Source organism: Streptomyces sp. NPDC006512 (assembly GCF_040611935.1).
In the GTDB taxonomy this organism is placed as follows: domain Bacteria; phylum Actinomycetota; class Actinomycetes; order Streptomycetales; family Streptomycetaceae; genus Streptomyces.
Genome location: NZ_JBEXPG010000077.1, coordinates 1 through 17,188, shown reverse-complemented (window position 1 = coordinate 17,188; position 17,188 = coordinate 1). Strand labels below are relative to the sequence as shown.

The 17,188-nt window shown below is 72.0% G+C and carries 14 protein-coding genes; 9 read left to right on the top strand and 5 right to left on the bottom strand.

Annotated elements, in window-relative coordinates:
* Positions 1-53 precede the first annotated feature (53 nt).
* The 3 genes from ABZZ17_RS35385 to ybaK are packed head-to-tail and all read left to right on the top strand — an operon-like array spanning position 54 to position 2,966.
* On the top strand, positions 54-1,646 hold the full coding sequence (locus ABZZ17_RS35385; protein ID WP_356882618.1) for an oxidoreductase: 1,593 nt from the start codon (positions 54-56) through the stop codon (positions 1,644-1,646).
* Between the two features lie 34 nt (positions 1,647-1,680).
* A complete protein-coding gene (locus tag ABZZ17_RS35380; RefSeq protein WP_356882616.1) occupies positions 1,681-2,421 on the top strand; it encodes an LON peptidase substrate-binding domain-containing protein in 741 nt (246 codons plus the stop codon).
* Between the two features lie 47 nt (positions 2,422-2,468).
* Positions 2,469-2,966 carry a Cys-tRNA(Pro) deacylase gene (gene ybaK, locus ABZZ17_RS35375; protein WP_356882614.1) on the top strand — a complete coding sequence of 166 codons (498 nt, stop codon included), beginning with the start codon at positions 2,469-2,471 and terminating at the stop codon, positions 2,964-2,966.
* A 27-nt stretch (positions 2,967-2,993) separates the two neighbouring features.
* Here ybaK and ABZZ17_RS35370 read toward each other — a convergent pair whose 3' ends face one another.
* From ABZZ17_RS35370 to ABZZ17_RS35355, 4 genes are all read right to left on the bottom strand, one after another.
* On the bottom strand, positions 2,994-3,728 hold the full coding sequence (locus ABZZ17_RS35370) for a hypothetical protein (protein ID WP_356882612.1): 735 nt from the start codon (positions 3,726-3,728) through the stop codon (positions 2,994-2,996).
* 34 nt (positions 3,729-3,762) lie between these two features.
* Entirely contained in the window at positions 3,763-4,536 is a 774-nt protein-coding gene (locus ABZZ17_RS35365; RefSeq protein ID WP_356882610.1) for an ABC transporter permease, read from the bottom strand.
* Positions 4,533-5,507, bottom strand: coding sequence for an ABC transporter ATP-binding protein (locus ABZZ17_RS35360; protein ID WP_356882669.1), 975 nt, complete (start codon positions 5,505-5,507; stop codon positions 4,533-4,535). Before ABZZ17_RS35360 ends, ABZZ17_RS35365 begins: the two co-directional genes overlap by 4 nt.
* A 91-nt stretch (positions 5,508-5,598) precedes the next feature.
* Positions 5,599-6,897, bottom strand: coding sequence for an NYN domain-containing protein (locus ABZZ17_RS35355; protein ID WP_356882608.1), 1,299 nt, complete (start codon positions 6,895-6,897; stop codon positions 5,599-5,601).
* Between the two features lie 210 nt (positions 6,898-7,107).
* On the opposite strand from ABZZ17_RS35355, the gene ABZZ17_RS35350 reads away from it, so the two are divergent.
* A complete protein-coding gene (locus ABZZ17_RS35350) occupies positions 7,108-7,275 on the top strand; it encodes a hypothetical protein (RefSeq protein ID WP_356882606.1) in 168 nt (55 codons plus the stop codon).
* A gap of 114 nt (positions 7,276-7,389) precedes the next feature.
* Here the strand turns inward: ABZZ17_RS35350 and dnaE are convergent, their stop codons facing one another.
* Entirely contained in the window at positions 7,390-10,932 is a 3,543-nt protein-coding gene (dnaE, locus tag ABZZ17_RS35345; protein WP_356882604.1) for a DNA polymerase III subunit alpha, read from the bottom strand.
* A gap of 168 nt (positions 10,933-11,100) precedes the next feature.
* Between dnaE and ABZZ17_RS35340 the strand changes: the two genes are divergently transcribed.
* The 5 genes from ABZZ17_RS35340 to ABZZ17_RS35320 all read left to right on the top strand — a co-directional run bounded on the left by ABZZ17_RS35340 (position 11,101) and on the right by ABZZ17_RS35320 (position 16,980).
* Positions 11,101-12,426 (top strand): DUF2252 domain-containing protein, encoded by a 1,326-nt coding sequence (locus tag ABZZ17_RS35340; RefSeq protein WP_356882602.1) that lies wholly within the window; start codon positions 11,101-11,103, stop codon positions 12,424-12,426.
* Between the two features lie 62 nt (positions 12,427-12,488).
* Positions 12,489-13,178, top strand: coding sequence for a hypothetical protein (locus ABZZ17_RS35335; protein ID WP_356882600.1), 690 nt, complete (start codon positions 12,489-12,491; stop codon positions 13,176-13,178).
* A gap of 47 nt (positions 13,179-13,225) precedes the next feature.
* Positions 13,226-14,020, top strand: coding sequence for a DsbA family protein (locus tag ABZZ17_RS35330; protein ID WP_356882598.1), 795 nt, complete (start codon positions 13,226-13,228; stop codon positions 14,018-14,020).
* Between the two features lie 112 nt (positions 14,021-14,132).
* Positions 14,133-15,806 carry an alkaline phosphatase D family protein gene (locus ABZZ17_RS35325; protein ID WP_356882596.1) on the top strand — a complete coding sequence of 558 codons (1,674 nt, stop codon included), beginning with the start codon at positions 14,133-14,135 and terminating at the stop codon, positions 15,804-15,806.
* A 223-nt stretch (positions 15,807-16,029) separates the two neighbouring features.
* Positions 16,030-16,980, top strand: a complete 951-nt coding sequence (locus tag ABZZ17_RS35320; protein WP_356882666.1) for a zinc metalloprotease — start codon at positions 16,030-16,032, stop codon at positions 16,978-16,980.
* Positions 16,981-17,188: the final 208 nt, after the last annotated feature.

Sequence of the window (17,188 nt, the reverse complement as noted above, 5' to 3'; positions counted from 1 at the left end):
CACAGCCGCCCCTTAGCGTTCCCCTACACGTACGTGACAGCAGGGGGGCTGCCATGACCGAGGTGACGACGGGCGCGCCGCCGGGGGACCTGAGCGACGCCGAACGGCTGATGTGGGAGACCTTCCGGAACGGGACCGTCTGTGACTTCCGCTCCGCGCCGGCGGATCACGACGAACCGTTCGACGGCCGGGAGTGGGGTCCCGAGCGGACCGTGCGGGCCGAGGTGGTGGCCCTGCTGCTGCTGGCCGGTCCGGTGCCGGTGCCGGGCCGGGTGGGCTGCCTGAAGCTGCGCGGGGCGCGGATCACCGGGCGGCTGGACCTGTCCGGCGGCACGGTGGCCCCGTACGTGGAGATCCGCTCGTGCCGCTTCGACGACGAGGTCCAGCTGTCCGAGACGCGCTGCGGCACGCTCCGGCTGCACAACTGCGCGATACCCCGGGTGGAGGCGGCCCGGCTGCACACCGAGGGCGACCTGCACCTGGTGTCGTCCCGGGTGGCGCGCGGGATCCGGCTCACCGACGCGCAGATCGGCACGGACCTGCTGATCAGCCGCGCGGTGCTGCGGGGCGACGCGCGCGGCCGGGCGGTCGCGGCCGACGGGATCTCGGTCGCGCAGGACTTCCACGCCGACATGCTGGAGACGTACGGGGAGGTCAGCCTGCGCGGGGCGAAGGTCGGGGCCTCGATGAGCCTGCGCGGGGCCCGGCTGTCCCACCCGGGCGGCGGGCGCGCCCTGAACGCCCCCACGCTGACCGTCGAGCGGACCTTGTACCTGACGTCGATCGCCCTCGCCCCGGGCGGCGCCGATCCGGCCCCCCTGACGGGCGACTGGAGCCGGACGCCCGCGCGGGGCGGGCCCGGGCGGGCCTTCGAGTGCCGGGGCGGTCTGCGGCTGGACGACGGCCGCTTCGGCGACTCGGTCGACTTCTACGGGGCCCTCTTCGACCTCGGCCCGGACCAGGAGGTCTCGCTGCGCCGGATCCAGACCCCGGAGTTCCGGTTCGTCGGTGAGGCTCCCGAGCGGGGCAGGGTGGTGGTGTCCGGAGCGAAGGTGGTCAAACTGGTCGACCGGCACACGAGCTGGCCGGGCCCGGGCCGGCTGTCGATGGAGGGGTTCGTCTACGAGGCGCTGGCTCCCCGCGGCGACTTCACCCTGGCCCGCCGCCTCGCCTGGGTCGAGGCGGCCACCCCCGAGTACTCCCCCGAGCCGTACGAGCGGCTGGCGGCCGTGCTGCGGGCCGGCGGTGAGGACGCGGAGGCCCGCGAGGTGCTGGTGGCCAAGCAGCGCCGGCGCCGGACCACCCTGCCCCCGGCCGCCCAGGCCTGGGGGCACCTCCAGGACTGGACGGTGGTCTACGGCTACCGGCCGGGCCGGGCCGCGCTGTGGATGGCGGTGCTGTGGGCGGCGGGCACCCTGATGTTCCTCGGCCACGCCCCGGAGCCGGTCAAGGCGGACGAGCACCCGCACTGGAACGCGGCCCTGTACGCCCTGGATCTGCTGCTGCCCGTGGTCGATCTCGGCCAGGAGGGCCACTGGAAGACGGCCGGCGGCTGGCAGTGGGGCGCGGCGGCCCTGGTGGTCCTGGGCTGGATCCTGGCCACGACGGTGGCGGCGGGCGCGTCGCGGCTGCTGAGGCGGGGGTGACGGCTCTGGCCGTCCGGCCACTACCCTGTGCCTCGTGACCACCGTTCGCCTGCCCCTCTTCCCGCTGAACTCGGTGCTGTTCCCGGGCCTCGTGCTGCCGCTGAACATCTTCGAGGAGCGCTATCGCGCCATGATGCGCGAGCTGCTGAAGACGGGCGAGGAAGAGCCGCGGCGCTTCGCGGTCGTCGCGATCCGCGACGGCCGGGAGGTCGCCCCGACCGCGCCCGGCCTGCCCGACCAGACGGCCCTGCCCGAGCGGGGCCCGGCGGCGGGCTTCGGCGCGGACCCGATCCAGGCCTTCCACCGGGTCGGCTGCGTCGCCGACGCGGCGACGATCCGGGAGCGCGAGGACGGCAGCTTCGAGGTCCTCGCCACCGGCACCACCCGGGTCCGGCTGCTGTCGGTCGACGCCTCGGGGCCCTTCCTCGTCGCGGAGCTGGAGGAACTCGCCGAGGACGCGGGCGACGGCGCGGGCGCGCTGTCCGAGGGGGTGCTGCGGGCGTTCCGCAGCTACCAGAAGCGGCTGGCGGGCGCCCGGGAGCGGTCCCTGACCTCAGCGCCCGAGCTGCCGGACGAACCGTCGGTGGTGTCGTACCTCGTGGCGGCCGCGGCCGTGCTGGACATCCCCGCGAAGCAGCGCCTGCTCCAGGCCCCGGACACCGCGACGCGGCTGGCGGAGGAGCTGAAGCTGCTCCGCGCGGAGACGGCCGTGATCCGCCACCTGCCGTCGCTCCCGGCGGTGGAGCTGACCCGTTCCCCGACGAACCCGAACTGACGACTGCGAACCGACGACGACCGCGAACCGACGGTGAAGGCGAACTGATGGCGAAGAAGAAGCCGGCGGGCCCGGCCGGCACCCCGGCGATCGTCGCGCTCACCGCGGCCGGGGTGGAGTTCACCACCCACGCCTACGAGCACGACCCGGCCCACTCCTCCTACGGCGAGGAGGCCGCCCAGGCCCTGGGCGTGGGCCCGGACCGCGTCTTCAAGACCCTCGTCGCGGACGTGGACGGGACCCTCACGGTGGCCGTGGTGCCTGTCTCGGGGTCGCTGGACCTGAAGGCCCTGGCCGCGGCCGCGGGCGGCAAGCGCGCCGCGATGGCCGACCCGGCGCTGGCGGAACGCACCACGGGCTACGTCCGGGGCGGGATCTCCCCGCTGGGGCAGCGCAAGCGGCTGCGTACGGTCGTGGACGCCTCGGCCACCGCGCACCCGACCATCTGCGTCTCGGCGGGCCGCCGGGGCCTGGAGGTCGAGCTGGCCCCGGCGGACCTGGCGGCCCTCACGGGCGCGGTGGTGGCCGCGATCGCCCGGTCCTAGGGCGCGGGCACGGCCCGGAGCGGCGCGTCAGTCGCGCGGGTCGTCCTGCGGCGGGTCGGCGTGGACGTGCGGCGGCGGGTACGTCCCGTACCACTCGGCGGACGGGGAGGTTTCGCGGGGCGACCACAGCGCGGTCAGGCCCAGGTGCAGGGCGACGGCCGTCATCGGCCACACCAGCAGGACCCCGTGGGCCAGCAGCTGGAGCGGCGCGTCGAACGGGACGCCCTTGCCCGCCTCGGCGGCGGCCGCCGGCAGGTTCCCGCCCGGCCCGAGCAGCAGACCGAGCCGCCAGCCGGCGAGGGAGGCGAAGCAGGCTCCGACGGTCAGCCCGATCACCAGGGGCACTCCGCCGCGCCGGCGCCACAGGAAGACGGCCACCGCGCTGAGCACGCCGAAGCCGAGGGCCAGCAGGAAGAAGGTGCCGTCGGCGCCGATCCGCGCCTCGCTCTCGGTGTCGCGCAGGAAGACGGCCTCCCCGTTGGAGACGTACTGCACCCGAGGGGCGAGCCACGCCCACAGCAGCCCGAGGACCACACCGGCCACGCCGACCACGAGGGTGACGGCGGCCCCGTCACGGACGTCCGCGGGGGTGATGCCCGCGGACGCCGCGCCCGGCTTCGAGGGCGCCTCGGCGTCCAGCGGCTCCGGCAGGTCCGTACGGTCCTGCCGGTCATGCGGCCCGGGCTGGTCCGCCCGCTCCGCCGCGGGCGGGTGCGTCGGCGGGTCGTACGGGGACGGCGGCGGGGTCACGGCTTCGGTCACCCCCACATCGTGCCAGGTACGCCCGGCACCGGCTTCAGCGGACCGCCGCCCGGCGGTACGCCCACGTCGCCAGGGCCAGGGACAGTACTCCGACGGCGCCGCACACCCCGAGGTCGAGGACGACGGCCGCCCAGTCGGGGTGCGGGGCGAAGGTCTCCGCGAAGGCCTCGACCCCGTACGTGGACGGCAGCAGGTCCCGCGCCCACACGATCACGTCCGGCATCCGCTCGGGCGGCAGCACCCCCAGCAGCAGCGCGGCCGACATGCCCAGCTGCCCGGCCAGGGTGGCCAGCTCCTGGCGCGGCGCGAGCAGCCCCAGCGCCGCCCCCAGCCCGGCGAGGGCGGCCCCGGCCAGCGGCACCACCGCCGCGAGGATCCACAGGCCGCCCATCGGCAGCCCGAACAGCAGGCTCCCGAAGACGGCCGTGACCAGGGTCCCCGGCAGGGTGAAGGAGGCGTACGCGCCGGCGGCGCCGAGCACCACGGAGGCGGGCGGCACGGGCAGGGTGGCGTAGTGGTCGAGGCCGCCGCCGGCCCGCAGCTGCCCGAAGTACTGCGCGAGCAGGTTCAGGGCGACGAAGGCGACGACGAGCACCGAGGATCCGGCGACGACGGCCCGCGCCTCGGAGCCCCCGTCCACCACGCCCCGCATCAGGATCATGATGCCGACGGACTGGAAGGTGGCCACGAACAGCAGCGGGATCCGCGCGACCCGCGCCCGGGACAGCTGGGCCCGGTAGACGGCGGCGAGCGCGGGGAAGAACCGGGCGCGGGGTGCGAGGACCCCGGGAACGACAGCGGTGGTCACGACTTGACCAGACCCTTCATCCGTCCACCCAGCGCGAGGTAGACGTCCTCCAGGCTCGGCGTGGCCAACGTGAAATCGTCGAGGGCGGCGAAGGCCGGGCCGCCGGTCACGGCGGCCACCGCGGCGCGCGCCTCGTCCTGCGGCAGCCGCAGCACCCAGCGGCGGCCCGATTCGGCGGCCGTCGGGGCGAGCGCCGCGACTTCGGGGACGTCCAGCGGCGGGGCGGTGCGCCACACCAGTTCGAGGCGGACCTCGTCGGAGACCATGGCCTTGAGTCCGGCCGGCGTGTCGCAGGCGATGACCTTGCCCTGGTCGATGACGGCGACCCGGTCGAGGACCGTCTCGGCCTCGATGACGTTGTGGGTGACGAGCAGGACGGTGGCGCCGTGGCGGGCGCGGCGCCGGTCCACGGCCGCCCACACGGCCCGCCGGGCCACGGGGTCCATGCCGGTCGTGGGTTCGTCGAGGACCAGCAGCGGCCGCTCCCCGACCAGGGCCGTGGCGAAGCAGGCGAGGCGCCGCTGGCCGCCGGAGAGCTTCTTCAGGGCCCGTCCGGCGATCTCGGTCAGCCCGAGTTCCTCCAGTACCTCGTCCCGTGCGGCCCGCGCGTCCCGCAGTCCGAGCCCGCGGAGGCGGCCGGTGGTCTCGGCCGCGAGGGAGACGGTGAGCTCGTCGAGGGCGGTGGACTCCTGCCCCAGGTAGGCGAGCAGCCGGGCGGCCCGCTCGGGGTGGCGCACGAGGTCGTGGCCGAGCAGGGTCACGGAGCCGGTGTCGGGCCTGAGCAGGCCGGTGAGCTGGCGGACCAGGGTGGACTTGCCGGCGCCGTTGGGGCCGAGCAGGCCGAACACCTCGCCGCGGCGGACCTCCAGGGAGATCCCGTCGGTGGCACGGGTCTCGGGCAGCGCGGGGGCCCCTCGCCGGCCCCGGACCGCGGGGTAGGTCTTGACCAGGTCACGCACCGCGCAGACCACGTCGGAGGCCGCTCCCGCGGCTGCCGCCTCGGTGTGCCCTGCCTGTGCTGTGCCCGTACTCACGAGGGAGCAGCCTACGCGGCTTTCGCCCCTACCCGGCCGCCGGGGTCGCCGGGCCCGGGGGCGGCGGGGCGCTCCCGGCGCCCGGGACGCCGCTCACGTGCTCGGCGGCCGCGCGGACGTCGATCTCCCGCCAGAAGCCGGCCCGGATGGCGTACCGGTCGTGCTCGTCGATCTGGTCGTCCTTGTGCGCGAGCAGTCCGAAGCGGGCGGCGTAGCGCAGCAGCTCCCCGTCGATGCGGTGCGGGACGCGCGGGTACATGGTGGCGAGCTTCTGGAGGTGGACGGTCTCGGGGAGGCGTTCCATCCAGCGGCGGGCGAAGACCTGGCCCACCTCGAAGGGGTCTCCGCCGACGGTGGTGATGTCCTCCTCGCGGTCGGCCCAGCGCTGTTCGGCGCTGGTGAGCTGGGCGAGGGTGGGCAGCGAGGCGGTCTCGGCGGGCTCGCCGAGGGGGCCTGCGCGGTCGATCCAGCCCTTGTCGGAGGACCAGCGCAGGGCGCTGGAGGGGGCGGGCGCGTTCTGCGCGGGGGTTCCCGCGGCCGGCTGGGCCGGGCCGGGGGCGCGCAGCGAGGCGAGGTCCTTGGGGGTGGGTACGGGTTTGGCGCCTTCGGCGGCGGGGGCGGGTACGGGCGTCCCGTTGGCGGCGGTCCCGGTGGCGGGCGGGGCGCCGTTGCGTGCGGCCTCGGCGAGGGCGGCCTCGGGCAGGGGCGCGGAGAGGATCGCGGCGATCTCGGGGCGCGGTGCGGGGGCCGGGGCGCACAGGCCGGTGAGGTCGCGGGCACGGACGGCGCGGGTGATCCAGGCGCGGTCGAGGACGCGGCGTTCGTCGGCCTCGGCGACGAGGTCCTCGGACTGGTTGTAGTCCCCGTCGGCGGCCTGGACGGCCCACAGGTGGACGGCGACGCCGTGTTCCTTGGCGGACATCAGGCCGGGCAGGAGGTCGCCGTCGCCGGTCACCAGGACGACGTCGGAGCAGGCTCGGTTGCGGGCCAGTTCGGTGAGCTCGGCGTGCATGGCGGCGTCGACGCCCTTCTGTGCCCAGCGGCCGTCGCTGCGGGTCAGGGCGCCGAGGCGGACGGTGACGCGGGGCATGACGCGCAGCCGGCGGTGTTCGGGCTGCGGCACCCGGTCGGGTGCGCCGTCGAACCAGTAGATCCGCAGCAGCGGCTGTTCGGTGTCGGCCTCGGCCCGCTCGCGCAGGCCCTGGATGAGGGCGGCGTGGTCGACGGTGATGCGGGAGCGGGAGGGTTCCCCCGCGAGGAGGCTCGCGGCGGCGCCGAGCAGGTACCCGGCGTCCACCAGGACGACGCAGCGGTCCACGCGTTCCACCCTCTTCCCTGGGGGTCCTCGATTGGGTTTCCCCGAGTCTGCCCGACCGCAAGGGCGTTGAAGGCCGGAACTCGATCATCGGCGTGGCGGATCTCCCGGGGCGGCCGGGAGATCCGCCACTACGCGCAGTAATGATCCAAAATGCGCGGGTTGTGGTGCTGTGTGAGTGTGAAGGCGGCCCTGGCCCCTACACCCCCACGGAGGCATCCCATGGCCAAGAACAAGAACCAGAAGCAGCCCGCGAAGTCGCAGGAGCGCACGGCGGCGCAGGATCCGGGCAAGAGCTCGGCGCAGCCGCAGGGCGAGTCGGTCTCGCCGTCCCCGAGCCCGCTGGACATGGCGCGCAAGGGCAAGCAGAAGAAGTTCGGCCACAACTGACGCCTCCGCGTGCGGTGTGGGAAGGGGCTCGACCGGCGGTGCCGGCCGAGCCCCTTCCTTTGCGCGCTGACGCCCGTACGGCGAGGTGACGCCCGTACGGCGCGCTGACGTCCGTTAGCCGGCCAGGCAGGACGGGCCGAGCAGCACCTTGAGGTCGCCGAAGAGCGCCGGGTCGGGCTGGACGCGGTGCTTGTCGAGGCGGAGCACGGTGGTGGTCCGCGGCCCCTGGAGCTTGATCCGGACCTCGGTGTTGCCCCGGTGGTGGCGCAGGATCTCCCCGAGGCGGGTGACCATCGGCGGGGTGACCTTGACGGTGGGGATGGTGAGGACGACGGGGGCGTTGGTGCCGGCCGAGGTCAGGTCGGGGACCATCAGCTCCATGGCGACCAGCCGGGGGACGTCCTCGCGCTTGTCCAGGCGGCCCTTGACGAAGACGACGGTGTCCTCGACCAGCTGGGTGGAGACGAGCTGGTAGGTCGCGGGGAAGAACATGCATTCGATGGAGCCGGCGAGGTCCTCGACGGTGGCGATGGCCCAGGCGTTGCCCTGCTTGGTCATCTTGCGCTGGAGGCCGGAGATGATGCCGCCGATGGTGACGACCGCGCCGTCGGAGTGCTCTCCGCCGGTCAGCTGGGAGATGCCGGCGTCGGTCTTGTCGGAGAGGACGTGCTCCAGGCCGAAGAGCGGGTGGTCGGAGACGTAGAGGCCGAGCATCTCGCGCTCCTGGGCGAGCAGGTAGGACTTCTCCCACTCGACGTCGGAGAACTCGACGTCCAGGCCGAAGCCGGGTTCGTCGCCGCCGCTCTCGTCACCCATTCCGCCGAAGAGGTCGAACTGTCCCTCGGCCTCCTTGCGCTTGACCGCGACCACGTTGTCGATCATCGGTTCGTGGTGGGCGACGAGTCCCTTGCGGGTGTGGCCCATCTCGTCGTACGCGCCGGCCTTGATCAGCGATTCGACGGTCCGCTTGTTGCAGACGACGGCCTCGACCTTGTCCAGGAAGTCGGGGAAGGAGGAGAACTTCCCCTTGGCCTTCCTCGTCTTGATGATCGACTCGACGACGTTCTGGCCGACGTTGCGCACGGCGGTGAGCCCGAAGAGGATCACGTCGTCGCCCTGGGCGGCGAAGTTCGGCTCGGACTCGTTCACGTTCGGCGGGAGCACCTTGATGCCCATGCGGCGGCACTCGTTCAGGTAGATCGCGGACTTGTCCTTGTCGTCCTTGACCGAGGTGAGCAGGCCCGCCATGTACTCGGCCGGGAAGTTCGCCTTCAGGTAGGCGGTCCAGTAGGAGACCAGGCCGTAGGCGGCCGAGTGGGCCTTGTTGAAGGCGTAGCCGGCGAAGGGGACCAGGACGTCCCACAGCGCCTTGATCGCCTGGTCGCTGAAGCCCTTCTTCTTGGCCCCCTCCTCGAAGATGACGAAGTTCTTCGCCAGCTCCTCGGGCTTCTTCTTGCCCATCACGCGGCGCAGGATGTCGGCCTCGCCGAGCGAGTACCCGGCGATGATCTGGGCGGCCTTCTGGACCTGCTCCTGGTAGACGATCAGGCCGTAGGTGACCGCGAGGACCTCTTCGAGGGGGCCCTCCAGCTCCGGGTGGATCGGGGTGATCTCCTGCTGCTTGTTCTTGCGCAGGGCGTAGTTCGTGTGCGAGTTCATGCCCATCGGGCCCGGCCGGTACAGGGCCGAGACGGCGGAGATGTCCTCGAAGTTGTCGGGCTTCATCAGGCGCAGCAGGGAGCGCATGGGGCCGCCGTCGAACTGGAAGACGCCGAGGGTGTCACCGCGGCCGAGCAGTTCGAAGGTCTTGGGGTCGTCGAGCGGGAGGGCCAGGAGATCGATGTCGATCCCCTTGTTGGCCTTCACCATCTTGACGGCGTCGTCCATGATCGTGAGGTTGCGCAGGCCGAGGAAGTCCATCTTCAGCAGGCCGAGCGACTCGCAGCTCGGGTAGTCCCACTGGGTGATGGTGACGCCGTCGGAGTGCCGGACCCAGACGGGCACGTGGTCGGTGATCGTCTCGCTGGACATGATCACGCCGGCGGCGTGCACGCCCATCTGGCGGACCAGGCCCTCGACGCCGCGGGCGGTGTCGATGACCTTCTTCACGTCGGGTTCGTTCTCGTACATCCCGCGGATCTCGCCGGCCTCGCCGTAGCGGGGGTGCGTGGGGTCGAGGATGCCGGAGAGCGGGATGCCCTTGCCGAGGACGTCGGCGGGCATGGCCTTGGTGAGCCGGTCGCCCATGGCGTACGGGTAGCCGAGGACGCGCGCGGAGTCCTTGATCGCGTTCTTGGCCTTGATGGTGCCGTAGGTGCCGATCATGGCGACCTTGTCGGCGCCGTACTTCTCGGTGACGTACCGGATCACCTCGACGCGCCGACGCTCGTCGAAGTCGATGTCGACGTCGGGCATGGAGACGCGCTCGGGGTTCAGGAAGCGCTCGAAGATCAGGCCGTGGGTGAGCGGGTCGAGGTCGGTGATGCCCATGGCGTACGCGACGATCGAGCCGGCCGCGGAGCCTCGGCCCGGGCCGACCGCGATGCCCTGGTTCTTGGCCCACATGATGAAGTCGGCGACCACGAGGAAGTAGCCGGGGAAGCCCATCGAGATGATCGTGTCCATCTCGTACTCGGCCTGCTTCATCCGGTCGTCCGGGATGCCCGCCGGGTAGCGGCGGTGCATGCCCCGCATGGTCTCCTCGCGGAACCAGGTGACCTCGGTGTAGCCGTCCGGGATGTCGAACTTCGGCATCAGGTTCCGGAACTGGAACATGCCCTCGGTGTCGATCTGGTCCGCGACGAGCTTCGTGTTGGCGCAGCCCTCCTGCCAGGCGTCCGAGGAGTCGATGGCGTACATCTCGTCCGTGGACTTCAGGTAGTAGCCGGTGCCGTCGAAGCGGAAGCGGTCCGGGTCCGAGAGGTTCTTGCCGGTCTGGATGCACAGCAGGGCGTCGTGGGCGGTGGCCTCGCTCGCGTACGTGTAGTGCGAGTCGTTCGTCACCAGCGGCGGGATGCCGAGCTTCTTGCCGATCTCCAGCAGCCCGTCGCGGACCCGGCGCTCGATCTCGATGCCGTGGTCCATCAGCTCCAGGAAGTAGCGGTCCTTGCCGAAGATGTCCTGGTACTCGGAAGCCGACTTCAGGGCCTCGTCGAACTGGCCGAGGCGAAGGCGCGTCTGGAGCTCGCCGGAGGGACAGCCGGTGGAGGCGATCAGGCCCTCCGACCACTTGCTGATGGTCTCCTTGTCCATGCGCGGCCACTTCGTGAGCCAGCCCTCGGCGTACGCGTCGGAGGACAGCCGGAAGAGGTTGTTCAGCCCGGTGGCGTTCGCCGCCCAGATCGTCTTGTGGGTGTAACCGCCGGAACCGGAGACGTCGTCGCGCTTCTGGTGGGGCTGGCCCCACTGGATGCGCCGCTTGTTGCGCCGGGACTCGGGGGCCACGTAGGCCTCGATGCCGATGATCGGCGTGACCCCGGCCTTCTTGGCGGTGTGGAAGAAGTCGTAGGCCCCGTGCAGGTTGCCGTGGTCGGACATGGCGATGTGCGTCATGCCCATCTCGTTGCACGCGTTGAACATGTCCTTCAGCCGCGCGGCACCGTCCAGCAGCGAGTACTGGGTGTGGACGTGCAGGTGCGTGAACGGCGGCTTGGTCACGGTGGGAGTCCTCCGGGGGGAGAGAGGGGCGGCAGCTCTGAATCCTACGTCTCCCGGCTGACACATCCGGGGCACCGACGGGTACCTTCATCCGTTGCAGAGCCAAGGACACCTGTCCGGAATGCGATCGACCAGCGATCCACCCAGCGCCACCAGGAGGCATCCGCCATGGCGGTTCCCGAGACGACCGACGAGCAGCGCGCCGAGCAGATACTCGATGTGTTCGACACCGCGTTCGGCGAGCTGCTCGCCGCCGACCCCGCCGCCTTCCAGGTCAAATTCCGGAAGATGGCCGCCTCCGCGTTCGCCTTCTACCGGGGCACCGCCTGCCTGTTCTACGCCGACCTGGAGCGCGACCGGCACGGCGGCCCGTACCTGGACGAGCGGACCGGCCGGGTCTGGATCCACGGCGATCTGCACGCCGAGAACTTCGGCACGTACATGAACTCCGAAGGCCGGCTGATCTTCAATGTGAACGACTTCGACGAGGCGTACGTCGGCCCCTTCACCTGGGACCTCAAGCGCTTCGCCGCCTCCGTCGCCCTGATCGGCTACACCAAGGCCCTCAGCGACGAGCAGATCAGCGAGCTCGTCCGGATCTACGCCGGCGCCTACCGGGAGCGGATCCACCGCCTGGCCGCCGGCGCCAAGCACGAGGAGGTCCCCTCCTTCACCCTGGACACCGCCGAGGGCCCGCTGCTGTCGGCCCTGCGCGCGGCCCGCTCGCGCACGCGGTTCTCGCTGCTCGACTCGATGACGGAGATCCGCGACCACGAGCGCCGCTTCACGGCGGGCGGCGGCGCCATCGAGCTGGACGCGGCCACCCGCTACAAGGTGCTGGCCGCCTTCGACGGCTACCTGGAGACCCTGCCGGAGGAGTCCCTCGTACGCCCGGACTCCTACCGGGTCAAGGACGTGGTCGGCCGCCGGGGCGTGGGCATCGGCTCGGCCGGCCTGCCGTCCTACAACATCCTGCTGGAGGGCCACAGCGACGCCCTGGAGAACGACGTCGTGATCTACCTCAAGCAGGCGCAGACCCCCGCCGTGTCCCGGCACATCACCGACCGGGCCGTCCGGGAGTACTTCGAGCACGAGGGCCACCGCACGGTGATCTCCCAGCGGGCGCTCCAGGCGCACGCCGACCCCTGGCTTGGCTGGACGGAGCTGGACGGGGCCGGACAGCTGGTGGCGGAGGTCTCCCCGTACGCGGTGGACCTGGACTGGTCGGACCTGGACGACCCGGAGGAGATCGCGGCGGTCGTCGCCGACCTCGGGCGGGCGACGGCCACCATGCACGCGGCGGCCGACGCGGCGGAGAGCGGCCAGTCCCTGGTCCCGTTCTCCACGGAGCGCGCCATCGACGCGGCGATCGCCGCCGACGAGGAGGGCTTCGCCCGGCTGCTGGTGGACTTCGCGCACGCCTACGGGGCCCGGGCGCGCGCCGACCACCAGATCTTCGTGGACCTGTTCCGCAACGGCCGGATCACGTCGTAGGTCCCCACGGTGTCCGGGGCCCAGGGCCCGGCTTCACAGGGAGTCATGGCACACTCGCGACGATGGACGTATCAGGGGCAGGACTCCGGGGGCTGAGGGCCGCGCTGTTCAGCGCGCTCGTCGTGCTGCTCTCGGCCGGGTCCCACGTGCTGATGTCCCGGGTGCCGCTGCCGCCCGCGCTGGTGGCCGGCGCCTTCGCGGGCGTGTTCGTGATCGCCTTCGCCCTGGCGGGCCGGGAGCGCGGCTTCGGACCGATCGCCGCGCTGCTGGTACCGCTGGAGCTGGCGGCCGACACCGTCTTCACCGCCGGGCAGCACCTCTGCTACGGCCCGGCGGGCGGTCCGGTCTCCGGGCCGCTGCGCGCGATGGGCCTGGACGCGCTGTGCGGCGGGACTCCGGTGGGCGGGCCGCTGGCCGAGGTGGCCGCGCCCGGCAGCGACCCCGCCGCGCTGCTCGCCGCGCCCGGGCCGTGGACGCCCTGGCTGCTGCTGGGCGCCCACGTCACGGTCGGGGTGCTGGCCGCGGCCTGGCTGCGGGGCGGCGAGCGGGCCCTGGCCCGGCTGCTGCGCGCGGTGGCCGGCGCCGCGTTCCGGCCGCTGCTGCTGGCGGTGGCCGCGGTGTCGGTGGCCTCCGGCACGGCCCGGCGGGCGCTGCGTCCGCCGGTCGCGGGCACGGGGACCCGTACGCGATTCCCCGCACATTCCGTGGGACGGCGGGGACCTCCCGTACGCGCGGCGCTCGTGAGCGTCTGACGTACGTACGGCAGTCCCCCGACCCTTCACATCCCACGGAGATCATCATGAGTGCACGCAACAGCCAGGCGAACAAGGCGGCGGCCCGCGAGAAGCTGCGGATCGAGCGCGAGAAGCAGGCCAAGAAGGACCGGGCCCGCCGGCAGCTGGTCGTGGCCGGAGCCGTCGTCGGCGTCCTGGCGCTGGCGGGCGGCGTCGGCTACGCGGTCGTGCAGGCGAACGAGCCCGGCTACTGGGACAAGGCCGCCGAGGCCACCCTGGTGAAGCCCGCGAACACCACCGGCGAGGACGGCACCACGGTCGTCATCGGCAAGCCCGAGGCGAAGAAGACCCTGGAGCTCTACGAGGACTCGCGCTGCCCGGCGTGCGCCTCGTTCGAGCAGGCGGTCGGCGAGCAGGTCAAGAAGGACGTCGACGCGGGCAAGTACAAGCTCCAGTACTTCGGGGCCACCTTCATCGACAACGCCGTGAAGGGCGAGGGTTCGAAGAACGCGCTGAGCGCGCTCGGCGCCGCCCTGAACGTCAGCCCGCAGGCCTTCCTCGACTACAAGGGCGCGCTCTACTCGAAGGAGCAGCACCCGGAGGAGACCGTCGACAGCTTCGCCAAGGACGACTACCTGCTCAAGGTCGCGGACACGGTGCCCGCGCTCAAGGGCAACGCCGAGTTCAAGAAGGCCGTCGAGGACGGTACGTACGACCGGTGGGCGCTGGAGATGTCGAAGGCCTTCAACAAGTCCGAGGTGAAGGGCACCCCGACGCTGAAGATGGACGGCAAGAAGATCGAGACCCCGCAGACGCCCGAGGCATTCACGGCGGCGCTCGACAAGGCGCTCGCCGGCTGACCCTCCGCCGGCCGCACGACCGCTCACGGGCGGGCGAACTCCTGGAGTTCGCCCGCCCGTTGCCTTCCCAGGGCTGTTCCCACGGGTGTACCGATCAGTAATATGATTGTCCGTGACCAGTCATCTCACCCCCTCCGCCGGCTCCGCCGCGCGCCCGGCGCACCCGCGCCGCCGTTCGGTCGTCCTCGCCGCAGCGGCCACCGCCGCACTCGCGCCGATCACCGCCCTGGGCGCCCCGGCCGCCCACGCGGCGACGTCCGCACCCGCCTTCCTGCACGGCGTCGCCTCCGGCGACCCGCTGCCCGACGGGGTCCTGCTGTGGACCCGCGTCACCCCGGGCCCGGAGGCCGTCCCCGGCTCCGGACTCGGCCCGGCCCTGGCCGTGGGCTGGGAGGTGGCCGAGGACAAGGCCTTCTCCCGGATCGTGGCGAGCGGCACCGTCACCGCGAGCGCCGTCTCCGACCACACGGTCAAGGCGGACGTGCGCGGGCTGCGCCCCCACACCCCTTACTGGTACCGGTTCACCGCCGGCGCCACCGTCTCCCCCGTCGGCCGCACCCTGACCGCGCCGGGCCACGACGAGACCACGCCGGGGGTGCGCTTCGGCGTGGTCTCCTGCGCCAACTGGGAGTCCGGGTACTTCTCGGCGTACCGGCACCTCGCGGCCCGCGCCGACCTGGACGCGGTCCTGCACCTGGGCGACTACATCTACGAGTACCAGAGCGGCGGGTACCCGGAGGCGAAGTACACCGTCCGCGCGCACGAGCCGCGGCACGAGATCGTCAGCCTGGCCGACTACCGCGTCCGGCACGGCAAGTACAAGACCGACGCCGACCTCCAGGCGCTGCACGCGGCCCACGCGATCGTCGCGATATGGGACGACCACGAGTTCGCCAACGACGCCTGGGCGGGCGGCGCCGAGAACCACACCCCGGGGGCCGAGGGCGAGTGGGCGGCCCGTGCGGCCGCCGCCAAGCAGGCCTACTTCGAGTGGATGCCCGTACGCACCTCCGTCGCGGGCACCGTCTACCGCCGCCTGCGCTTCGGCACCCTCGCCGACCTGCACCTGCTGGACCTGCGGTCCTTCCGCTCGCAGCAGGTCAAGGTGGGCAGCGGTTCGGTGGACGACCCGGAGCGCACGCTCACCGGGCGGGCGCAGCTGGACTGGCTCAAGCAGGGGCTGGCGAGCTCGAACGCGACCTGGAAGCTGGTCGGCACGTCGGTGATGATCTCGCCGGTGGCCTTCGGCGCGCTGCCCGCGCACCTGCTGAAGCCGCTGACCAAGCTGCTCGGGCTGCCCGAGGGTGGAATCGCGGCCAACGTGGACCAGTGGGACGGCTACACCGACGATCGCAAGGAGCTCCTGGGCCACTTGAAGGACCGGAACATCAAGAACACGGTGTTCCTGACCGGCGACATCCACATGGCGTGGGCGAACGAGGTCCCGGTGCAGAAGGCGACGTACCCGGGATCGGGCAGCGCGGCGACCGAGTTCGTGGTGACCTCGGTGACCTCCGACAACGTGGACGACATCCTCCACGTGCTGCCGGACACGCTCTCGCTGGTCGCCGAATCGGCCATCAAGGCCGCGAACTGGCACGTCAAGTGGCTGGACATGGACGCTCACGGATACGGCGTCCTGGACGTCACGGCCGAGCGCGCGCAGATGGACTACCACGTGGTCTCGGACAAGCGCCGGCCGGACGCGACCTCCTCCTGGGCCCGCTCGTACCGCACGCTGAACGGCACGCAGAAGGTGGAGCGGACCGACCACCCGGTTAACTGACAGACCGTCAATTCTCTTGTCCGATGGGGCGCCTGGTGCATACCAGGCGCCCCATCCGCATCATTGGCAACAAGATTTTTACTTCCGGGTACTTGTCAATTGAATGACATGCACACGTAAGATTCCGGCCAGCGTGAGGAGATCCCTCACCCCCCACCACGCTTCGCGAGGAGTCAACGTGCGCGCTGTTGCCCGCATATCCCCCCTTCTCCGGCGCCGCCTCATGGGCACGGCCGTCCTGGCCGGAACCCTGGCGTTCGCCCCGCTCTCCGCCCCCACCACCCTGGCCGCCGCCCAGACCCCCGCCGAGGTCTGCGCCGAGGAGGGCGCGACGGCCGGGTCCGCGAACGCCCGCGTCGCCCGCCCGAAGGACGAGCACGCGGCCGACCCCAACGAGGTCACGGACGCGCAGGTCAAGGCCATGGACGCCGACCTGAAGAAGAAGCTCGGCCAGCTCGGCCCGCAGCAGCTCGACGGCATGCGGGCGGGCGCCGCCGCGGCGGCCACGAACATCCCGGTCTACTTCCACGTGATCCACAACGGCACCGCCGGGAAGCTCACCGCGACCGACATCGGCAAGCAGATCGCGGTCCTCAACGCGGCCTACGGCGGCCAGGGCACCGGCAACGTCAACTCCGGCTTCCAGTTCACCCTGGCCGGTACCGACTACACGGACAACGCCACCTGGTACAACGTCTCGGACGGCACCACCGCCGAGAAGAACATGAAGAACACCCTGCGCAAGGGCGGCAAGAACGCGCTGAACGTCTACACCGCCAACCTCGGCGGCGGCCTGCTCGGCTGGGCGACCTTCCCGAGCTCCTACGCCTCCCAGCCCAAGATGGACGGCGTGGTCCTGCTCAACAGCTCACTGCCCGGCGGCTCCTCCGCGAACTACAACGAGGGCGACACCGGCACCCACGAGGTCGGCCACTGGCTCGGGCTCTACCACACCTTCCAGGGCGGCTGCTCGGGCAGCGGCGACTCCGTCTCCGACACCCCGGCCGAGAAGAGCGCGGCCTTCGAGTGCCCCACGGGCCGTGACACCTGCACCGCGAGCGGCGCGGACCCGATCCACAACTTCATGGACTACACGTACGACTCCTGCATGTACCAGTTCACGGCCGGCCAGGTGTCGCGCATGAAGAGCATGTGGACGGCCTACCGGGCCTGATCACGTACGGAACGCGTCACGTACGGAACGCGTACGGATCACCCGCTGATCCCCGCATGACCGTGGGCACGGCTCCGGCGCTCGTCGCCGGGCCGTGCCCACCGGTCTTCCGCGCCTAGTGCCGTGACCGGAAAGGTCCACCGGGTCGCGACGCCCGGCACGGCACCTCTCCGCGTTGTCGGACCACGGAGGTACGTCCAGTACGAGC

Excerpts from the sequence above, each read along its gene's own strand:
- ABZZ17_RS35350 (WP_356882606.1), top strand. The coding sequence starts at position 7,108 with ATGGCCAAGAACAAGAACCAGAAGCAGCCCGCGAAGTCGCAGGAGCGC.
- ybaK (WP_356882614.1), top strand. The coding sequence starts at position 2,469 with ATGGCGAAGAAGAAGCCGGCGGGCCCGGCCGGCACCCCGGCGATCGTC.
- ABZZ17_RS35340 (WP_356882602.1), top strand. The coding sequence starts at position 11,101 with ATGGCGGTTCCCGAGACGACCGACGAGCAGCGCGCCGAGCAGATACTC.
- ABZZ17_RS35385 (WP_356882618.1), top strand. The coding sequence starts at position 54 with ATGACCGAGGTGACGACGGGCGCGCCGCCGGGGGACCTGAGCGACGCC.
- ABZZ17_RS35320 (WP_356882666.1), top strand. The coding sequence starts at position 16,030 with ATGGGCACGGCCGTCCTGGCCGGAACCCTGGCGTTCGCCCCGCTCTCC.
- ABZZ17_RS35330 (WP_356882598.1), top strand. The coding sequence starts at position 13,226 with ATGAGTGCACGCAACAGCCAGGCGAACAAGGCGGCGGCCCGCGAGAAG.
- ABZZ17_RS35335 (WP_356882600.1), top strand. The coding sequence starts at position 12,489 with ATGGACGTATCAGGGGCAGGACTCCGGGGGCTGAGGGCCGCGCTGTTC.